Annotated in this window: 12 protein-coding genes; all 12 read left to right on the top strand. The window is 26.0% G+C overall.

From position 1 onward, the window contains the following. The first annotated feature begins 59 nt into the window (after positions 1-59). The 12 genes from CLSA_RS13570 (at position 60) to CLSA_RS13515 (ending at position 16,170) form a co-directional block, all read left to right on the top strand. Positions 60-1,547, top strand: coding sequence for an AMP-binding protein (locus tag CLSA_RS13570; protein ID WP_022746927.1), 1,488 nt, complete (start codon positions 60-62; stop codon positions 1,545-1,547). A 64-nt stretch (positions 1,548-1,611) separates the two neighbouring features. Continuing rightward, positions 1,612-1,896 (top strand): hypothetical protein, encoded by a 285-nt coding sequence (locus tag CLSA_RS13565; RefSeq protein WP_022746926.1) that lies wholly within the window; start codon positions 1,612-1,614, stop codon positions 1,894-1,896. Between the two features lie 214 nt (positions 1,897-2,110). Then, positions 2,111-3,781, top strand: a complete 1,671-nt coding sequence (locus CLSA_RS13560) for an alpha-amylase (RefSeq protein WP_022746925.1) — start codon at positions 2,111-2,113, stop codon at positions 3,779-3,781. 109 nt (positions 3,782-3,890) lie between these two features. Further along, positions 3,891-4,853, top strand: a complete 963-nt coding sequence (locus tag CLSA_RS22135) for a pseudouridine synthase (RefSeq protein ID WP_022746924.1) — start codon at positions 3,891-3,893, stop codon at positions 4,851-4,853. Between the two features lie 214 nt (positions 4,854-5,067). After that, positions 5,068-5,520, top strand: coding sequence for a GNAT family N-acetyltransferase (locus tag CLSA_RS13550; protein WP_041716277.1), 453 nt, complete (start codon positions 5,068-5,070; stop codon positions 5,518-5,520). A 27-nt stretch (positions 5,521-5,547) separates the two neighbouring features. Continuing rightward, on the top strand, positions 5,548-5,874 hold the full coding sequence (locus CLSA_RS13545) for a hypothetical protein (RefSeq protein WP_022746922.1): 327 nt from the start codon (positions 5,548-5,550) through the stop codon (positions 5,872-5,874). Positions 5,875-5,917: 43 nt separating this feature from the next. Continuing rightward, entirely contained in the window at positions 5,918-6,532 is a 615-nt protein-coding gene (locus CLSA_RS13540; protein ID WP_022746921.1) for a hypothetical protein, read from the top strand. A gap of 558 nt (positions 6,533-7,090) precedes the next feature. Beyond that, complete coding sequence (locus CLSA_RS13535) at positions 7,091-9,715, top strand: dynamin family protein (protein WP_022746920.1); 2,625 nt, start codon at positions 7,091-7,093, stop codon at positions 9,713-9,715. Between the two features lie 137 nt (positions 9,716-9,852). Next, entirely contained in the window at positions 9,853-10,767 is a 915-nt protein-coding gene (locus CLSA_RS13530; protein WP_022746919.1) for a coiled-coil domain-containing protein, read from the top strand. A gap of 151 nt (positions 10,768-10,918) precedes the next feature. Next, a complete protein-coding gene (locus tag CLSA_RS13525; RefSeq protein ID WP_022746918.1) occupies positions 10,919-12,685 on the top strand; it encodes a dynamin family protein in 1,767 nt (588 codons plus the stop codon). A gap of 233 nt (positions 12,686-12,918) precedes the next feature. Then, positions 12,919-14,718 carry a dynamin family protein gene (locus CLSA_RS13520; protein WP_022746917.1) on the top strand — a complete coding sequence of 600 codons (1,800 nt, stop codon included), beginning with the start codon at positions 12,919-12,921 and terminating at the stop codon, positions 14,716-14,718. A gap of 129 nt (positions 14,719-14,847) precedes the next feature. Continuing rightward, on the top strand, positions 14,848-16,170 hold the full coding sequence (locus CLSA_RS13515; protein ID WP_022744368.1) for an IS3 family transposase: 1,323 nt from the start codon (positions 14,848-14,850) through the stop codon (positions 16,168-16,170). The last annotated feature ends 200 nt before the right edge of the window (positions 16,171-16,370 follow it).

Raw genomic sequence — 16,370 nt, 5'->3', positions numbered from 1 at the left:
CATCTGCCTAAATTATTTATGTCTAATATTTTATTTAAAATTCTGAGAGGTACTGATTAATGAGTATGAATTATTTTAAATTGTTAAAGAAAATACAAAAGGAAAATTCTGAAAAAAGCTTTCTTATTGTTGATGGAAAGTTTTATACATATGAAGATGTTTATAAGAAAACAAGACTATTTATTGATGTGTTGAAAAATATTCAAGTAATTAATGAGGAGAATACAAATGAAAGTTGTAAGAAAACTGTATTAATTTATTCAGATGATTTTTATTTTCAAATAATAAGTTTTTTTGCTATAAATGGAACTCATGCAATACCTATTATTGCACATCATAATTTACCTCATGAAGTTTTAAATAAAATTATTATAAATAATAATATAAATTATGTTTTAAGTAATAAAGAAATTAGTGGTATAAGTGAAGATGGTTTTGTTAAAGAAATTCTTTTACATAAAAAATTGAATTATAAAAAAAATGGTATAGAATATAAAGAAAATATCCAAATTTCTAAGCATGAAGTTTTATGTAATATATATGTTTATGGTCCACAAATGCTGAAGGAATCAATTAACGTAAATTCAGAAGTATGCATGGGAGTATTGACTTCAGGATCAACCGGTGTTCCAAAAGTATTATATAGAACTTATGAAAGTTGGGCAGAATTTTTTGATATTCAAAATAATATATTTAAAATTAATAGTAATTCTAAATTATTTATAAATGGAAGTTTGAGTTTTACAGGAAACTTAAATGCAGTAATGTCGACTTTATATGAAGGTGGAAGTATTGTAAGTTTAACAAGTTTTAAATGCAAACAATGGATTAAAACATTTGAGGAAATGAAGATTACGAATATTTATTTAGTACCAAGTAAATTAAGGATGCTAACTAAACTTGTTAAAAAAAGGATAAATAGTGTTAAGAGTATTTTTACAGGTTCAGAATTATTGATTTACGCGGTTGCAGATAGACTTAAACAAATTTTTCCTGAATCTGAGCTTATATTATATTATGGTGCAAGTGAACTAAATTATATTACATATATTACTTATAAAGAAATGTATGTTAATCCATTAAGTGTTGGAAGACCATTTCCTAATATGGATGTGTTTATAAAAAATGATTTTATTTATGTAAATACAAAATATCATGTTGAAGGAATGACTAATCCTTGTACAGTTTACGATGCTGGATATATCGATGATAATGGATATTTGATTTTTAAAGGTAGAAAAGATGATATTGTAAATAAAGGCGGCATAAAGATTAGCTGCTTAAAAATAGAAACAGAAATAAACAAAATAAACGGTGTAAAAGAAAATGCGGTTATACCATATGCTGATGATAAGAAAGGAAATGAAATGGCAGCTTTTGTAGTTGCAGATAAACAAGTTACAAGAGATTATATTATTGATAATTTAAAAAGTAAAATTATGAATATTGAAATACCTAAGAAAATTATTTTTGTTAAAAATATACCACGTAATTGTTCAGGAAAAATTGACAAGGTTTTTATTAATAATATTTCCGCACTCGGGTAAACTTAATTATAGATAAAAATTATTTTTATCTATATTAAATATTGTTTATGAAAGGAGATATATTATGGGAGATTTAACAGATGGAATAAAGGAAAAAGTTAAGGATATGGGTGATGGAATTAAAGATACTGCAGCAGTAGTAAAGGCAGCAGCACAAGTGGTTGGAGATGAAATAAAAGACAAAACTCATAACATAAGCAATGATGTACAAGAAAGAGTTGGCGAGATGAAAACACGTTTTGACAATAAAAAGGAAGATATGAATGATAGAATTGAACAAAAAATGTTTAGTAATGATTTGAAAGATCAAATGAGAGAAGAATCAAAAACAGAACAAAATGAATATTAGAATTTAGATTCAGCATCTTTTATAAGCGTTAGTGCTAATAAAAGGTGCTTTTTTGTTATATGGAATATATATAAATATATGTTATAATTTTGAAGAGAATGATTGAAGTTTAAAAAAAGAGATGAACTAGAATGAAGGTGTAAATATTAATAGAATAATTAAGATTATTAGATTAAAATTTAAGGAATTAATAAAAAGTAATATTTTAAAAAAAATGATATTAAATTTTTATAATAGAACTTATAATACAAAGATAGATAAGAATGAATTAAAAGAACATTTAAATATAGATAAAGTTCTCAAAGATGAAATAAAAAAATCAAAAAAAAATATAATTGAAGAGAATAATATACATTATAGAAGTTATAATGAAGAGTTTAAGAATCATTTAAAAGCACCAGATTTTTTAAGAAATTATAATCAACTATTAGAAAATACTGAAGTTAATGAGACAATGATGCAATATTTCGAATGGTATTACCCAAGTGATGGTTCATTGTGGAAAAAGGTAAAGCAAAATGTTAAGGAATTATGTAACGTTGGAATTACAGCATTATGGTTACCGCCTGCATGTAAATCATATAATGGGATTTATGATGTTGGATATGGAATATATGATTTATTTGATTTAGGAGAATTTAATCAAAAGGGAACCATTAGAACCAAGTATGGAACAAAAGAAGAATATATATCTGCCATAGAGGAGGCTCATAGGAATAATATAAAAATTTATGGAGATGTAGTATTTGATCACAAGGCAGGGGCGGATAATTCTGAAATTATAGATGCAAGACCTGTATCAGAAAATAATAGAAAAATGTTTATTGGCACCACAAGAAAAATAAGAGCACATACAATTTTTACTTTTCCAGGTAGAATGGAAAAGTATTCTGCATATAAATGGACATCAAGCGATTTTAATGGAGTAGATTTTGATGAGATTTCAAAGCAACATGGTATTTTTAAGTTTGAAGGAAAGGAATGGGAAAAATATGTTGATAAGGAAAATGGAAATTATGATTTTCTTATGTTTGCCAATTTAGATATGAATAATACTTATGTTGTTGAAGAATTAAAAAGATGGGGAAGATGGTATATAAATCAAACTAATGTTGATGGCTTTAGATTGGATGCTATAAAACATATTAAATTTACTTTCTTTAAAGAATGGCTTAAAGATATGAGGAAGTATAGTGATAAGAAACTTTTTGCAGTAGGCGAATATTGGACTCCTGATGTTAATAATCTTAAAGATTATATGAATGCATGTGAAAATTGCATGAGTTTATTTGATGTGCCACTTCATTATAATTTTTACGCTGCTAGTAACTCATTAGGAAATTTTGATATGAGAAAGTTAACAGATAATACATTTCTAAAAGCTAATCCAAGTCAAGCGGTTACTTTTGTTGATAATCACGACACACAGCCTGGTCAATCGCTAGAATCATGGGTTCAACCTTGGTTTAAGCCTTTGGCATATACATTTATTTTGACTAGAAAGGACGGCTATCCATGTGTTTTTTATGGAGATTATTATGGAATACCAGAAAAGAACTTTGAGGGAATAAAGGACAAATTAGATATTATTCTAAAGATAAGAAAATATAATGCTTATGGTATACAACATGATTATATTGATGATAATGCTATTATAGGATGGACTAGAGAAGGAGATTTTAAACATAAAAACTCAGGTCTTGCAGCTCTGATTACTGTAGCACTTGGTGGTGTTAAAAAAATGTATGTTGGAAATCAACATGCATATGAAGTGTGGAAGGATATTACAGGACAAATTGATGATAAAGTAATCATAGATGAAAGTGGACAAGGCATATTTAGAGTCATGGATGGTTCATATTCTATATGGATTAATGAAGTATGAGTGTGCCTAATATAAATTTTTATTGAATTTTAAATAATTTTTTAGTATAACTTTATAAGACACATTCAAAAAATAATATTTATAATTCATCGAAAGGATAAGTTTTAGCATGAGGATAAATAAACTTTTTAGTAATTTAGGTATTTGCTCGAGGAAAGAAACCAATAAGCTTATACAGGAAGGAAGAGTTAAGGTAAATGGAAAGCAAAGTGCACTGGGACAATGGGTTGAAGAAGATGATGAAATTTTACTTGACGGTAATAAGATTTTTACGAACAAGAAAGTTTATATTGCACTTAACAAGCCTATTGGAATTGTTTGCACAGCAGAAAGAGATGTTAGTGATAACATAATTAAATTTTTAAATTATCCTCAATATATTTTTCCTGTAGGTAGATTAGATAAGGAATCTCAAGGTCTTATAATAATGACTAATGACGGACAGCTAGCAAATGAGATTTTAGAGGCTGAAAATAATCATGAGAAGGAATATATTGTAACTGTTGATAAAAAATTTGAAGACGATTTTCTAGAGAAAATGTCACAAGGAATTGAAATTCCAGGAGTTCAAAGTACTGGAATAAAAAGAGTATCTGATACTTTGGGTATTAGGGAAATTAATGGTGATAAAGAGTTTGTTGTACTTGAAGAAGAATTTAAAAATAGAAAGTCATCTGTATATAAATTAAAGGAATTAAAATCAAGTAATTTAAATGAAGAATTGCAGAGTTTGATAAATCAACAAAATACAATAAAGTTAAATGAAAATAAGATTTTGAGTAAAAATAAGGTCAGAACTAAACCTTGCAAAGTTGCTAGAATAAGTGAAAATAAGTTCAAAATTATATTAACACAGGGTTTAAATAAGCAAATCCGCAAAATGACTTGGGCATTAGGGTATAAAGTTGTTAAACTAGAAAGAGTTCGTATTATAAATATAAGCATTGATGGTATAGAATTAGGTAAATGGAGAAAAATTAGTGAAGATGAAATAAATGAGCTTAAAAAAGCAATTCATTATAATGATATAAATAAATCTAATAATAATTGTCTTAGAAATAAAAATATATAATTTCAAATAAGGTACGTGAAAATAAATAGCGAGTTGAGTTTCCTCTGATGGAAAATAAGCTGGCAAATGGATTTGTTATTTGAAAGTGCCTAATACATAATAAAAAATATTCTTAGAAAATTGCACTATTACAAAATGAAATGCGAATTTGTGATTTTTTGTAATGCAATTTTGGATTGGGGTTAAGAATGTCAAAACTAAGGAGGAATTTGTAATGAAAGAATTACAAAAAAAAGTAGAATATTTTTTTATAGATAAGGAATCTGAATTATATGAGAGTGCTATTGATCTCAGATATAGAGAATTTTATGAAAAATTCAATCGTACAAGAGAAAGTATATTTGATGAAATAGAAGACAAATCTTTAAAAATTGTGGCTTGTATTGATAATAAAGTTATCGGACATGCACGTTTATTTATCGATAATTCAATAGGAGAAATAACACAAGTTGTTGTTGAACAAAATTATAGAAGTCTTAATATCGGAGCTAACATTGTAAAAAAATTAATTGAAGAAGGCAAAAAGCAAAGCGTTGAAAAAATATGTTTAGATGCAAGAATATATGCTATTGATTTTTATAGAAAACTTGGTTTTAAAACTAATGGTGAAATTTTTGAATCAAAAAAATCTGGATTACCTCATATTAGGATGGAGGTATATTTGTAGGTAGAAGAAAGAAAAGAGGTAAATAAAATGAATGAAGAGTATATAACGGTTAAAGAAGCTGCTAAAGAATATGGTTTATTTTTAAAGATAGCTACATCGGTAAAGAGTTTTGACTCTTATAACAGTTTTTTTAATATTTATGATGAGTTTGAGGAAGCCTGTAGAAGGGTAGTTATTTTAACTAAAAATGAAAAATTAGAAGAAGTTTATGATGAAGATCCTACTGAGCCTATAAATGAAGGTAGGATTGTTGATGGAATCCTTTGGGTTAAGGATTATTCTTTACTTATAAATCCTGAAAAAATAGAGTTGAATGATTTAAAAGTTAGTAGAAATTTAGTGGAGCAACTATAATAAGGCACAATTAAATAAATAATGAAAGATAAAGGATGAAAAAATGAATAATAATGTAAATTTAGAAAACTTAAATGCTGAACAAATACATGAAAAATTATACAACAAAGAATTAAATACAAAGAAAAATATTTTAGAATATATAGAGATTACAAAAGTACTTAAGAATGGTAATGCTGATGTATATCAAATTGAAACAACATATAATTTTATATATAAAAGTATTGATAGTATGTCAGATGTAATTAAACCAAATACTATAATGTACTTAAAGAATAATCTTAAATCTCAGCTTGGAAAATATGTTACTATAAAAGATCCTAAAAAGGAAAATAATTTTATAAAGTTTTTTAAAGAGGCGTATCCAGAAGGTCATAGAAGAAAAGATTTCACATGGGCACTAATGGATATAAATAAAATAGCAGAAGAGCAAATTTGGGTTACGTTAACACATATCAATAGAGAATGTTTAACTAATAATCGAGTGTTAACAAGTCAAGATAAAGAAGATATAATTGAAATGGTTGAAAAACTAGTAAATAAGAATAATTTAAAATATATAAATCAAATAAAGAGTTTAGATAAATTGCTTAGAATTTTAAACATTAAAATTGTTAGTGCTAAAGATATATTTAAGGTTAAAAATTTAAATAGATAAACAATTTGTAACTTAGATTTATGTGGTGGCCAAACGAAAGAAATGGTGATCTGTTGTTTCGGTTACTAGAGAAAAGGAATGTGGATTTCTAACAGCAGAAGTTGTGTCCATTCCAGCATGTTCTTTAAACAAGGTAATGACATGCAAGAATAGAACAACTATAAACAAACTACGAACTAAATTTAAGTTTTGAAATATATTCAATACTAGAAGGAAATGGGACTATTTTACGTAGTGTTGCATTGATAATTTGGCTGTAGGTATTTCTTTAGTAGAAGTTGTTCCATTCTTGCTTGTCACAAGCTTGTCTTGGGAGCATGTGGGAATGGAACAACTTCTATTGATAGAAATCCACAGCTGAATTATGTAGCAACCAAGTAAAATAGTCCTATTTCTTTCGGCAAGTTATGTCATAAATCTAAATTGCCAATTATTTATCATATTAACGGAATATTATTAGATAAATTTATATGATTATGATAATATAAATTGTATAGCATATAAATTCTAAAATACATATTAGGCACATTCAAATAAATATTACATATGGAGATTACTATGGAAAAAGATAATTATATATTAAATGTAATTAACGAGATAAAAGTGGTTTTGGAAAAGAATAATTATAGAAAAAAAAGGTATAGTAGCGATATATTATGGCTTAATAAAAAAGAAAGCATAATTGAAAAGAATATAATAAGAGTTGCCATTATGGGAATAACTAGTAGTGGGAAATCAACATTGGTAAATTCTCTCTTGGGTGAAAGTATTTTACCAGTGGCTATAAAACCAAGCTCTAGTATCATAATAACATGTTCAAAGGACAAAAAAAGACAAGCAACTATATATTTCAGAGATAAAGAACCTGAAATATTAAGTGGAGAAAAGTTAAATGAAAAGTCTATAGCATATTATGCGGATGAAGAATTAAATCCTAATAATGAATTAAATGTTAGTCAAATTGATGTAACAACTCCATCATTTTTATTAGATGAGGATATACATATAATAGATAGTCCAGGACTAGATGCTTGTGATTTAGAAATGCACGAAAAGCTTACTTTAGAAATATTGCTACCAACAATAGATATTTGTGTGTTTTTAACGACAGTAAAAGCTAATAGTGATGAAATTAATGCTGAAAAGATTAGAATTGTAAATGAAAAGGATAAACAAATCATTTTAGTGCAAAATATGATGGATTCAGTTGAAGAAAAGTTTGGAAAAAGTGGAATAGTTATAGAAGATAAAACAGCTGTCTTAATTAAACATAGGAAGAGAGCGCAAAACCTTCTAAGAGTAGCGATTAATGGAAATAGGAATGATTTTAAATGTAAATCTGATATTGAAAAATCAAAAAAGAATTTAAACAATTGTGAGTTTGAAGTAATACAAATTTCTGCACTTAATGCCTTAAGAGGAATTATACAAAAAAACGATGTTTTATATAATGAATCTAATATTGAAGGTTTTATAGAAGCTGTAAAGTTATCTATAAAAAGAGTTATGCCTAAAATTAATGTCTATAGGGGAAAGAGTTTAGTTGAAAGAATTAATCATATAATCAATACAGATAGAGACATTATACAAGGTAGTGATATTGAGTATATAAATGCATTAATGAATATAACTACTGGTGATATTGATGATATTGTTAGTGATTTTACTATGGCAAGGGAAAAGATATCATCAAAAATTAAGGAAATAGATAAAAATGTTAAAGAAATAATTAATGAAATTAATGAGTCGAAATCTGAAGAAGTTGAAAGTTATTCAAAGATAATAGAAAAGATTAATAACAAGAATGTTAATATGGAAAATGAAATTGTAAATATAGTTAAAGAATGTGAAGAGAAAAAAAATGAACTTTATAAAAGCTTTAACTTAGATATAAGATTTTCATATTCATTGCCTAGTATGGATAGTAAGTATATCGATGTTAAGCATAAATATGAGGAAAGAATAAAATTAATTGAAAAGAATGGGATTTTAAATAAAGGTAAAAGAATTTTATCACAGATATTTGATACTGAGTGGGGATATGAAAAGGAAGAATATGATGAAAAAGTAGTAGATAAAGATGCTACTATTTTAATGATTGAAAATATATGTAACCAGAATAGAAGAAAATATATGAATGTTTTATGGGATTGGAGTGCTCAGTATAATAAATCTATAAATATTTTTTATAGCGAAGTAATAAAAAGAACAGAGGAATATGAAAAGAAAAAGGGTCAAAAAATTGAGCTGGAAGATATAGAAGATGTAATCTTAAATTTAAAGACTATAAATAAAAAACTAAAAGTAAATAAAAATGATAAAATTGATGAAAATGCAATCGATATACTAGATAATCGTTTTAAATATAATAATAAGTCAAAAGCACTGATAAAAGATAAACAATGTAGTTCATATGAATTGGATAATGGTGGTTATAATGATAATAGATATTCTGTTATAAGCACACAATACAATCTTTACAAATTAAGTACTGGAATTTTTGAAAAAAATTATTTATTAGTTGGAAATTATATAAAACAAAAAAGCACAGAAAAAATTGGTTATGAAGGTAAGCAGATTTTTTGGACATGGGATTTAGATGCATGTATAACATTTATTTCAAGGAGTTGTGGAATATATTTAAGCCAGGAACAATGTGAACTGATTAAAAAAGAAGGTATATACACTATTGACAATATAATAATTATTTATGAATTATGTGAGAAAAAGATTGATCTTTATATGATTTTAAAAGAATTAAAAAATAATCTATACAATATGTTTATTATATTTAATGGCATTCAAATAGGAAATTCTGAAAAGCAAGTTTTAGAAAGTTTTATTTTAAAACAATTCGTAATGGAAAATAGTATAATGATAAATTTTGTAATAGATTCATCTAAGGAATTCATAAATGCTAACAATATAAGGGAATTACTATTTATTGTTAATAAATTTAAAGATAAAGTAATTAGTAGATTTAAGAATATTAATAATGGATACATATTAATTAATTCTAAAAATCCAATATATAATATGGCATTAATAGAAGGACAAGAGAAGGAAACATTTATAATAAGTAATTATAGAGATATAAAAGAAAGCTTATTTAAAAATCCCCTATCAAGAGGCAAAGAAGAAAAAGAAACGTTAGAGGAAATCTTAAAGTATTTCTTAAATTAAGGTACAATCAAAAAAATAAATTACATTAAAGAAAATATAAGCAGAAGAATAGTTTGAGTTTTAAATATGTCTAAAAACATAGTAGATTACAATGTGATTAAAAATACTATTTCAACATTAAACTTTGGAGGAGAGCAATGGAAAACAAATCAATTTTAATTCAATCAGATGAAGTAACAAAAAATATGATGAATGAACTGCAAGATGATATGATTGATTCACTTTCGAGAGTAGCTAATAATATGACAGAAGAGGTTATGGGAATATTAAAACCTATTGAGAAAAAGCTTAATGAATTTAAAAGAGAATTTCAAGATTTTCAGGAAGATAGTGGGGACTTTGGTGAACAAATTGATGAACTTAATAATAATTTGTCAAAAGTATCACAATCTATTAAGAATACACTAGAGGATTCAATAAAGAAGATAATAATTGAACAGACTATTGTAATAAATAATAGTGTAAATAAATTAGTAGAAAATACAGAGAAAATTAAAGTTAATATTGAAAATAATGAAAATGAATTATTAAAATCTGTACAAAATTCAACACATTTGATTAGCGAACAGATTAAGACTATAGAGATAGAGAAAATAGATGAAAGAATAGATTCATTAGAAGAAAATATTGAACATAAGATGAAATCAGTAAATCATAATATACAAGAGTTAGATGAAATACTAGAAAAAAGAGCTGAATTATTAAATAAAAATGTTGAAGACAAAATAGCACTTTTGGGAAAATACATAGTAAGAGAAGAGAATATTAACAAAGAAGATATTCTAAATAAAATAGATGGAATTAATATTAATGAAATAGAAGAAAGAATAGAATTAGTTGGAAAAGTTATAGAAAATAATCTATCTAATAGTGAGGATAATATTTTAGAAAGAGTTAATGCTATTAGTGAGAAAATAGATGCTAAGAATATTTTGATAGAAATAATAAGTAAGATGGAAAATGAATTTACTCAAAAGATAAATAAAATACAAGAAGAGGTAGAATGGGGAAATAGATCATTTTTTTCAAGATTATTCGGTAAAAAAAGATAAAATATATATTACAAAAAATAATCTATATACAAAAGAGTAACAATAGCTTAATTCTATTGAAAACTAAAATTTTTTAATATATTAAAAACAAAAATATTGAGTTACATATAATTATTGAAATTGAACTTTTAATTAAAGGAGATTATAAACAATGACATATATTGAATTAGTGAATGATTCACGATTTAATTTATTAGTAGAAAAATATCTTAATAATAACGGGCAAGGAATCGACTATACAGAATATTTTAAGCATTTTGTGGAGAATTTAGGTAAAGAAGAAATAGTAGTACCTGTGCTTGGAATTCAAGGCGCAGGTAAAAGTAGTTTTTTAAATTCTATTTTAATGGAAGATAATATATTACCTACTGATGTAGATGAGACAACTTGTGTGCCTGTTGAAGTTAGATATGGAGAAAATATTAATGAAGCTAGAGTATATTTTAGAGATGAAAGTAGTGAATTAATTAAAATAAATGATTTAGAGAAATATGTGCATAATGATTATAATCCTGCTAATGAGCTTGGGATATCAAGGATAGTTTTATATAATAAAAATGATATCCTAAAGAATAATATTGTGCTTGTAGACTTGCCAGGGGTTGGAAGTTTAACGCCGGAAAATCAAAGAACTACCTTAGAATATGTAAATAAGCTTGCTGCTGGAATATTTATGATAAGAACTAATCCGCCAATTACAAAAACAGAAAAGAATTTTATAAATGCATTATGGCCTAAACTTTCCAATACAATTTTTGTTCAAAATAGATGGAATGATGAAAGTTTAGATGATGCAAACGAAGCTAAAGAACATAATGAAGCAGTATTAAATAGTATAAGTGAATCACATAATGATGAAAAGACTATCAAAGTAAATATAGTAAATGTTTATGAGGCTGTTAAAGGAAAATTTACAGAAGATGAAGAGATTTATAATAAATCAGGGATAACAAGCGTTATAGAATCTATAAACGATATTTCTAGACAATATAACAAAAATGTAGAAAATACGTTGAATTTAAAGATTGATGAAGCACTAGAAAATATTAATGATAAAATAAATAATTTAAAAAACATATCTTTAAATGAAATTAATGATAATGAAGAAGAAAAAGAAAATAAAATTAAACAAATTAAATTAATACTTTCAGAAAATAAGAAGGATTTTAGAAGAATTAGAAATTATGCGTATAATGAAATGGATAATATAATTTCATATGCAGAAAACACTATAAAAGATAGTATTGGAAAATTAAGAAGAGATCTAAGAAGAATTATTAACAATGGAATAGTTGATGGCGAAAAGCTTAGTTTAATATATAAAGAAGCATCAGATAAAGCTATTAATGATATAATGGATGAGGTTTTATGGATAGTTAGTGAACTTGTAACAAAACTTAATGAAGAACTTCAAGGTATAACTATAAGAGGGTTTAATGGCCAATATGAGAATATTTCATTTTTTCATAAGAAGAGTGAATTTAAATTTGAAAAGTCGCTTCCTACAGTATTAGGATTAGGATCTGGAGTGATTGGTGCAGTTGGAACTATGGGAGTTCTAGGAGGACCAGCAGGTGTTCTTGTTGGAATGGGTATAAGTTTAGCATTTTCCATTATAGGAGATTATATGCGTAAAGAAATAGTACAAACTAGAGCAAATTATACAATAAAAGATTTGGATCCTATGATAGAAGATTTAGAAAATTATTTAAAGGAAGAAATTATAGATGATTTGAAAGCAAAGCAACAAGAAGTTGATGACTGCATAAAAGAATTTAGGCAAAGAGTTGAAACTACATTTAAAGATGATATGGAAAATATAGAAGAGCAATATGATACAAATTATAGCGCTAATAATACCAGAGAGTTTGAGAAAGACTTAGAAATTTTAAAGGAAATTAAGGAAAGCATTCAGTAGGGATATATTACAGATTTATTTTATAAAAATGCAGATAGTCTTTTTCTTTTAATAAATTATTTATGTTTTATAGAATGATTAATGTAGGACTAAGAAATATAATGTACTAATTTGCAATATTGATGATAAAATATAATTATGTGCATTAAATTACCGTATGAAGGAATTGTAACTGTTTAGTATCATGTACAGAGCCTTCATAAAAATGGCATTGAGGGAAGGAGATAATTTATATGAGTATTTTTGAAAGTTGTACGAATAGACAAAATAGAATTGATAAAGTTGTTAAGATTCTTGGAAATGAAGAAATTATTTCTAAGAATTTATTAATTAAAGATAGAATAATGAATCCGTCACATTATATAGTTATGATTGGAGAAACAAGTTCAGGGAAAAGTGCTTTGATTAATAGTATTTTAAATAATAAAATGTTAATTGAAAGTGTTAAGCCTACTACAGGAGTTGTAACTGAAATTGTGATAAATAATGAAACAGAAGAAAAATTATTGTCTATAAAAAAAGATGGAACTATTCAAGATGTTGATAAAAATGAATTTGAAACATTAATGGTAAGACCGAATGATGAATTAAATAGATTAAGATATATTGGTCAAAGCAAGGAAAATAAATATACAGGAATGAGACTTTTTGATACTCCTGGATATGGATCTCTTGTAAATTATCATGAAGAAGTACTCAAAGAATTTATTCCAGAGAGTGATTTTATTGTTTATGTAGTTTCATATAGAAGTGGTCTTGGTGATGATGATTATCAATTCTTAAAATATATTGGAGAAATTATCGGCAATAATGTAGAGGTTGTATTAGCTATAAATATGTGCCCTAAAGATATTGAAGAAAATAATAAAAGAATAATTGAAATAAAGAAAAATGTGGATGGGTGTATACATAGAAATGTAAAAACTTTTTTGATAGAAAGCAGCAGTGAGAAAAAGCCAAAATCAATTGAACTATGGGATTATATTTATGAAAGAATAAATAATTCTAAGAAAAAAGAAGAATTAGCAGAAAATCTTAAAAATTATCAAGATTATATATTAGGTGAATGTGAAATAAAAATCAACTCAAAAATTGCTAGTATAGAAGCAAAGCAAGATGAATTAGAAGAGAGAACAGAAATAGCTCATGAATTAATATATAAAAAGAAAGAAATAATAGATGCTATAGAAAGAGGATTTACCAGAGCTAAGGTAAAATCAATAAAACTTATAGATAAGTCAGCAATAACAATTAAAGAGAATATTGAAAATTATATTCATGATGAAAGTAAATGGTCTAAGAAGGAAGAAACTTGCTCACTTATGCAAAATTATTATGTACCAAAGCTTACTAATGAAGAGACAGATAATCTTTTGAATTATATTGAAGATGAAATAATTTCATTAGATAAGACAATAGAAGAAATGGTTAATGATACAGTGAAAAAATTAAAAAATTCAATAAAAATAAGTATCCCATCTTATACTGAAGTAATGGATGGAATATTAAAAAAACACATTGGAGACGCAATAAAACAAGCAACAGGTGAAATGTTTAGAAAAGTTGATGGAAGAAGTTATGGTAGATTAAATCATAATAATTCATCAAGTAAAAATTTAAATAAACTAGAAGGTATAACTAAACACACATTTTCTAAGAACTATAATAATAAGTTAAATAAATTGTTAAAATCAATAAAAGCTGCATCAATAAAAGGAATAACACATTATCTAAGTATCTTTACAGACTCAATATTTTATGTATATGATTCATTAACTTGGCAAAGCAAGATAAATGAAATTTCAATGAAGGCTATAGACAATTGGGCAAAGGATGTTGAAATTGCTATTAGAAAATATTTAGATGAGTTAAGGGAAAGTAACAAAGAAGAAATGATATCCTTGTTTGATGAGTTAGGAAAAGAACTTGGTGAATATGAAGTCGAAATTGAAGAAGAAAATTTAGAAGAATTAATTAGAATAAAAAAAGAGATAGAGTTTATATTGCATAAATGCTTATTTATGTCTTTATAAAAAATAATTAAAAAACCAACTAATTAAATAAAATGGAACCTATGAAATAGACACTTAAAAAAGACTATTTTTATAGGTTCTTTTTTTGTACAATAAAATCAAGTATAAATTCAGTCAGGATGTGAACTAATGAGTAAAAAACTATTTACTAATAAAGAAATTGAATTGTTATCAAAGAATAAATATATAAAAAACGTCACAAATAAAGCAATCACGTATACAGATGAATTTAAAATACTTTTTATCGCTGAGCGTAGCAAAGGTAAACTACCTATTTATATTTTTCAGGATGCAGGATTTGATACAGATGTTATTGGAAATAATAGAATTTGGTGCGCAAGTAAAAGATGGCGTAATATTTATAATGAATCAGGAGCGCTTGGATTGAGAGATTCTCGAAAATTAAATAGTGGTCGTCCACTAAAACGTGAACTAACCGTGAATGAAATAATAGCTAAAAAAGATGCTGAAATTGCTTATTGGAAAGCGGAGGCAGAACTATTAAAAAAAATCGAGCTGCAAGAAAGGCAGGTGAAAAATAATAAATTAAGTTCAACATCAATATTCAAGATCATACAGAGTATAATTTCAAAATACAGTTATAAAAATATAATTTCTCATTTATGCAAAATAGCTGAAGTCTCTAGATCAGGATATTATAATTATTTAAATTCAAGTAATAAGCGTAATTCTAAAGATGAAAAGGATTTAGAATTAAAGCATATAATTCTTAAAGCATTTAATCATAGAGGCTACAAGAAAGGATCACGCTCTATAAAAATGGTTTTAGAACATGAATTTAATAGAGTAATAAATCGAAAGTGTATACAAAGAATTATGAGAAAATATAATATTGTGTGTCCAATTAGAAAGGCAAACCCTTATCGTAGAATGATGAAAGCTACTAAAGAACATACAGTTCTACCTAATACTTTGAACAGGGAATTCAAACAAGGTTTGGTCGGTAAGGTATTATTAACTGATATAGCTTATTTAACATATGGAGCATCTAATAGAGCCTATTTATCTACTATTAAAGATGCTTCTACAAATGAAATTCTCTCGTATCATCTTTCAGAAAGTCTTACATTAGATATAGCTACTGAAACTGTTAAAAAGCTGATGAGGAATCATAAAAAATTACTTGATAAAGATGTTTTTATTCATTCAGATCAAGGCGTTCATTACACTAGTCCTAGATTTCAAAAACTTCTTAAGAAATATAAAATTGGACAATCCATGTCTAGACGCGGAAACTGTTGGGACAACGCCCCGCAGGAATCATTTTTTGGACATATGAAAGATGAAATAGACTTAAAAATTTGTACAACATTTTACGAATTAGAATCAACAATTAATAATTATATGGATTACTATAATAATTACAGATACCAATGGGGACTTAAAAAGCTGGCCCCTGTTCAATATCGGGACCAGCTTTTAGCTGCCTAGCCTTTTTCAAAATGTCCTTGACATAGGGACCATTTTAAAAAGTTAGTTGGTTTTTTAATTAATTATTAATATGAGGTACATTGAAATAAATAACAAGTCCATTTTGCAGCCAATTTGTCATCATACTATGTTGGCAAATTGGACTTGTTATTTATTTTTATGTGCTTAATAGTTTGAATTTTACAAGTATCGATATAAAT

The sequence above is a fragment of the Clostridium saccharobutylicum DSM 13864 genome (assembly GCF_000473995.1).
GTDB lineage: Bacteria > Bacillota > Clostridia > Clostridiales > Clostridiaceae > Clostridium > Clostridium saccharobutylicum.
This window is presented reverse-complemented; position numbering and strand designations above follow the sequence as displayed.

What these genes read in the sequence shown, in the direction of transcription:
- CLSA_RS13570 (WP_022746927.1), top strand. Translation starts at nt 60, where the DNA reads ATGAGTATGAATTATTTTAAATTGTTAAAGAAAATACAAAAGGAAAAT.
- CLSA_RS13565 (WP_022746926.1), top strand. Translation starts at nt 1,612, where the DNA reads ATGGGAGATTTAACAGATGGAATAAAGGAAAAAGTTAAGGATATGGGT.
- CLSA_RS13560 (WP_022746925.1), top strand. Translation starts at nt 2,111, where the DNA reads ATGATATTAAATTTTTATAATAGAACTTATAATACAAAGATAGATAAG.
- CLSA_RS22135 (WP_022746924.1), top strand. Translation starts at nt 3,891, where the DNA reads ATGAGGATAAATAAACTTTTTAGTAATTTAGGTATTTGCTCGAGGAAA.
- CLSA_RS13550 (WP_041716277.1), top strand. Translation starts at nt 5,068, where the DNA reads ATGAAAGAATTACAAAAAAAAGTAGAATATTTTTTTATAGATAAGGAA.
- CLSA_RS13545 (WP_022746922.1), top strand. Translation starts at nt 5,548, where the DNA reads ATGAATGAAGAGTATATAACGGTTAAAGAAGCTGCTAAAGAATATGGT.
- CLSA_RS13540 (WP_022746921.1), top strand. Translation starts at nt 5,918, where the DNA reads ATGAATAATAATGTAAATTTAGAAAACTTAAATGCTGAACAAATACAT.
- CLSA_RS13535 (WP_022746920.1), top strand. Translation starts at nt 7,091, where the DNA reads ATGGAAAAAGATAATTATATATTAAATGTAATTAACGAGATAAAAGTG.
- CLSA_RS13530 (WP_022746919.1), top strand. Translation starts at nt 9,853, where the DNA reads ATGGAAAACAAATCAATTTTAATTCAATCAGATGAAGTAACAAAAAAT.
- CLSA_RS13525 (WP_022746918.1), top strand. Translation starts at nt 10,919, where the DNA reads ATGACATATATTGAATTAGTGAATGATTCACGATTTAATTTATTAGTA.
- CLSA_RS13520 (WP_022746917.1), top strand. Translation starts at nt 12,919, where the DNA reads ATGAGTATTTTTGAAAGTTGTACGAATAGACAAAATAGAATTGATAAA.
- CLSA_RS13515 (WP_022744368.1), top strand. Translation starts at nt 14,848, where the DNA reads ATGAGTAAAAAACTATTTACTAATAAAGAAATTGAATTGTTATCAAAG.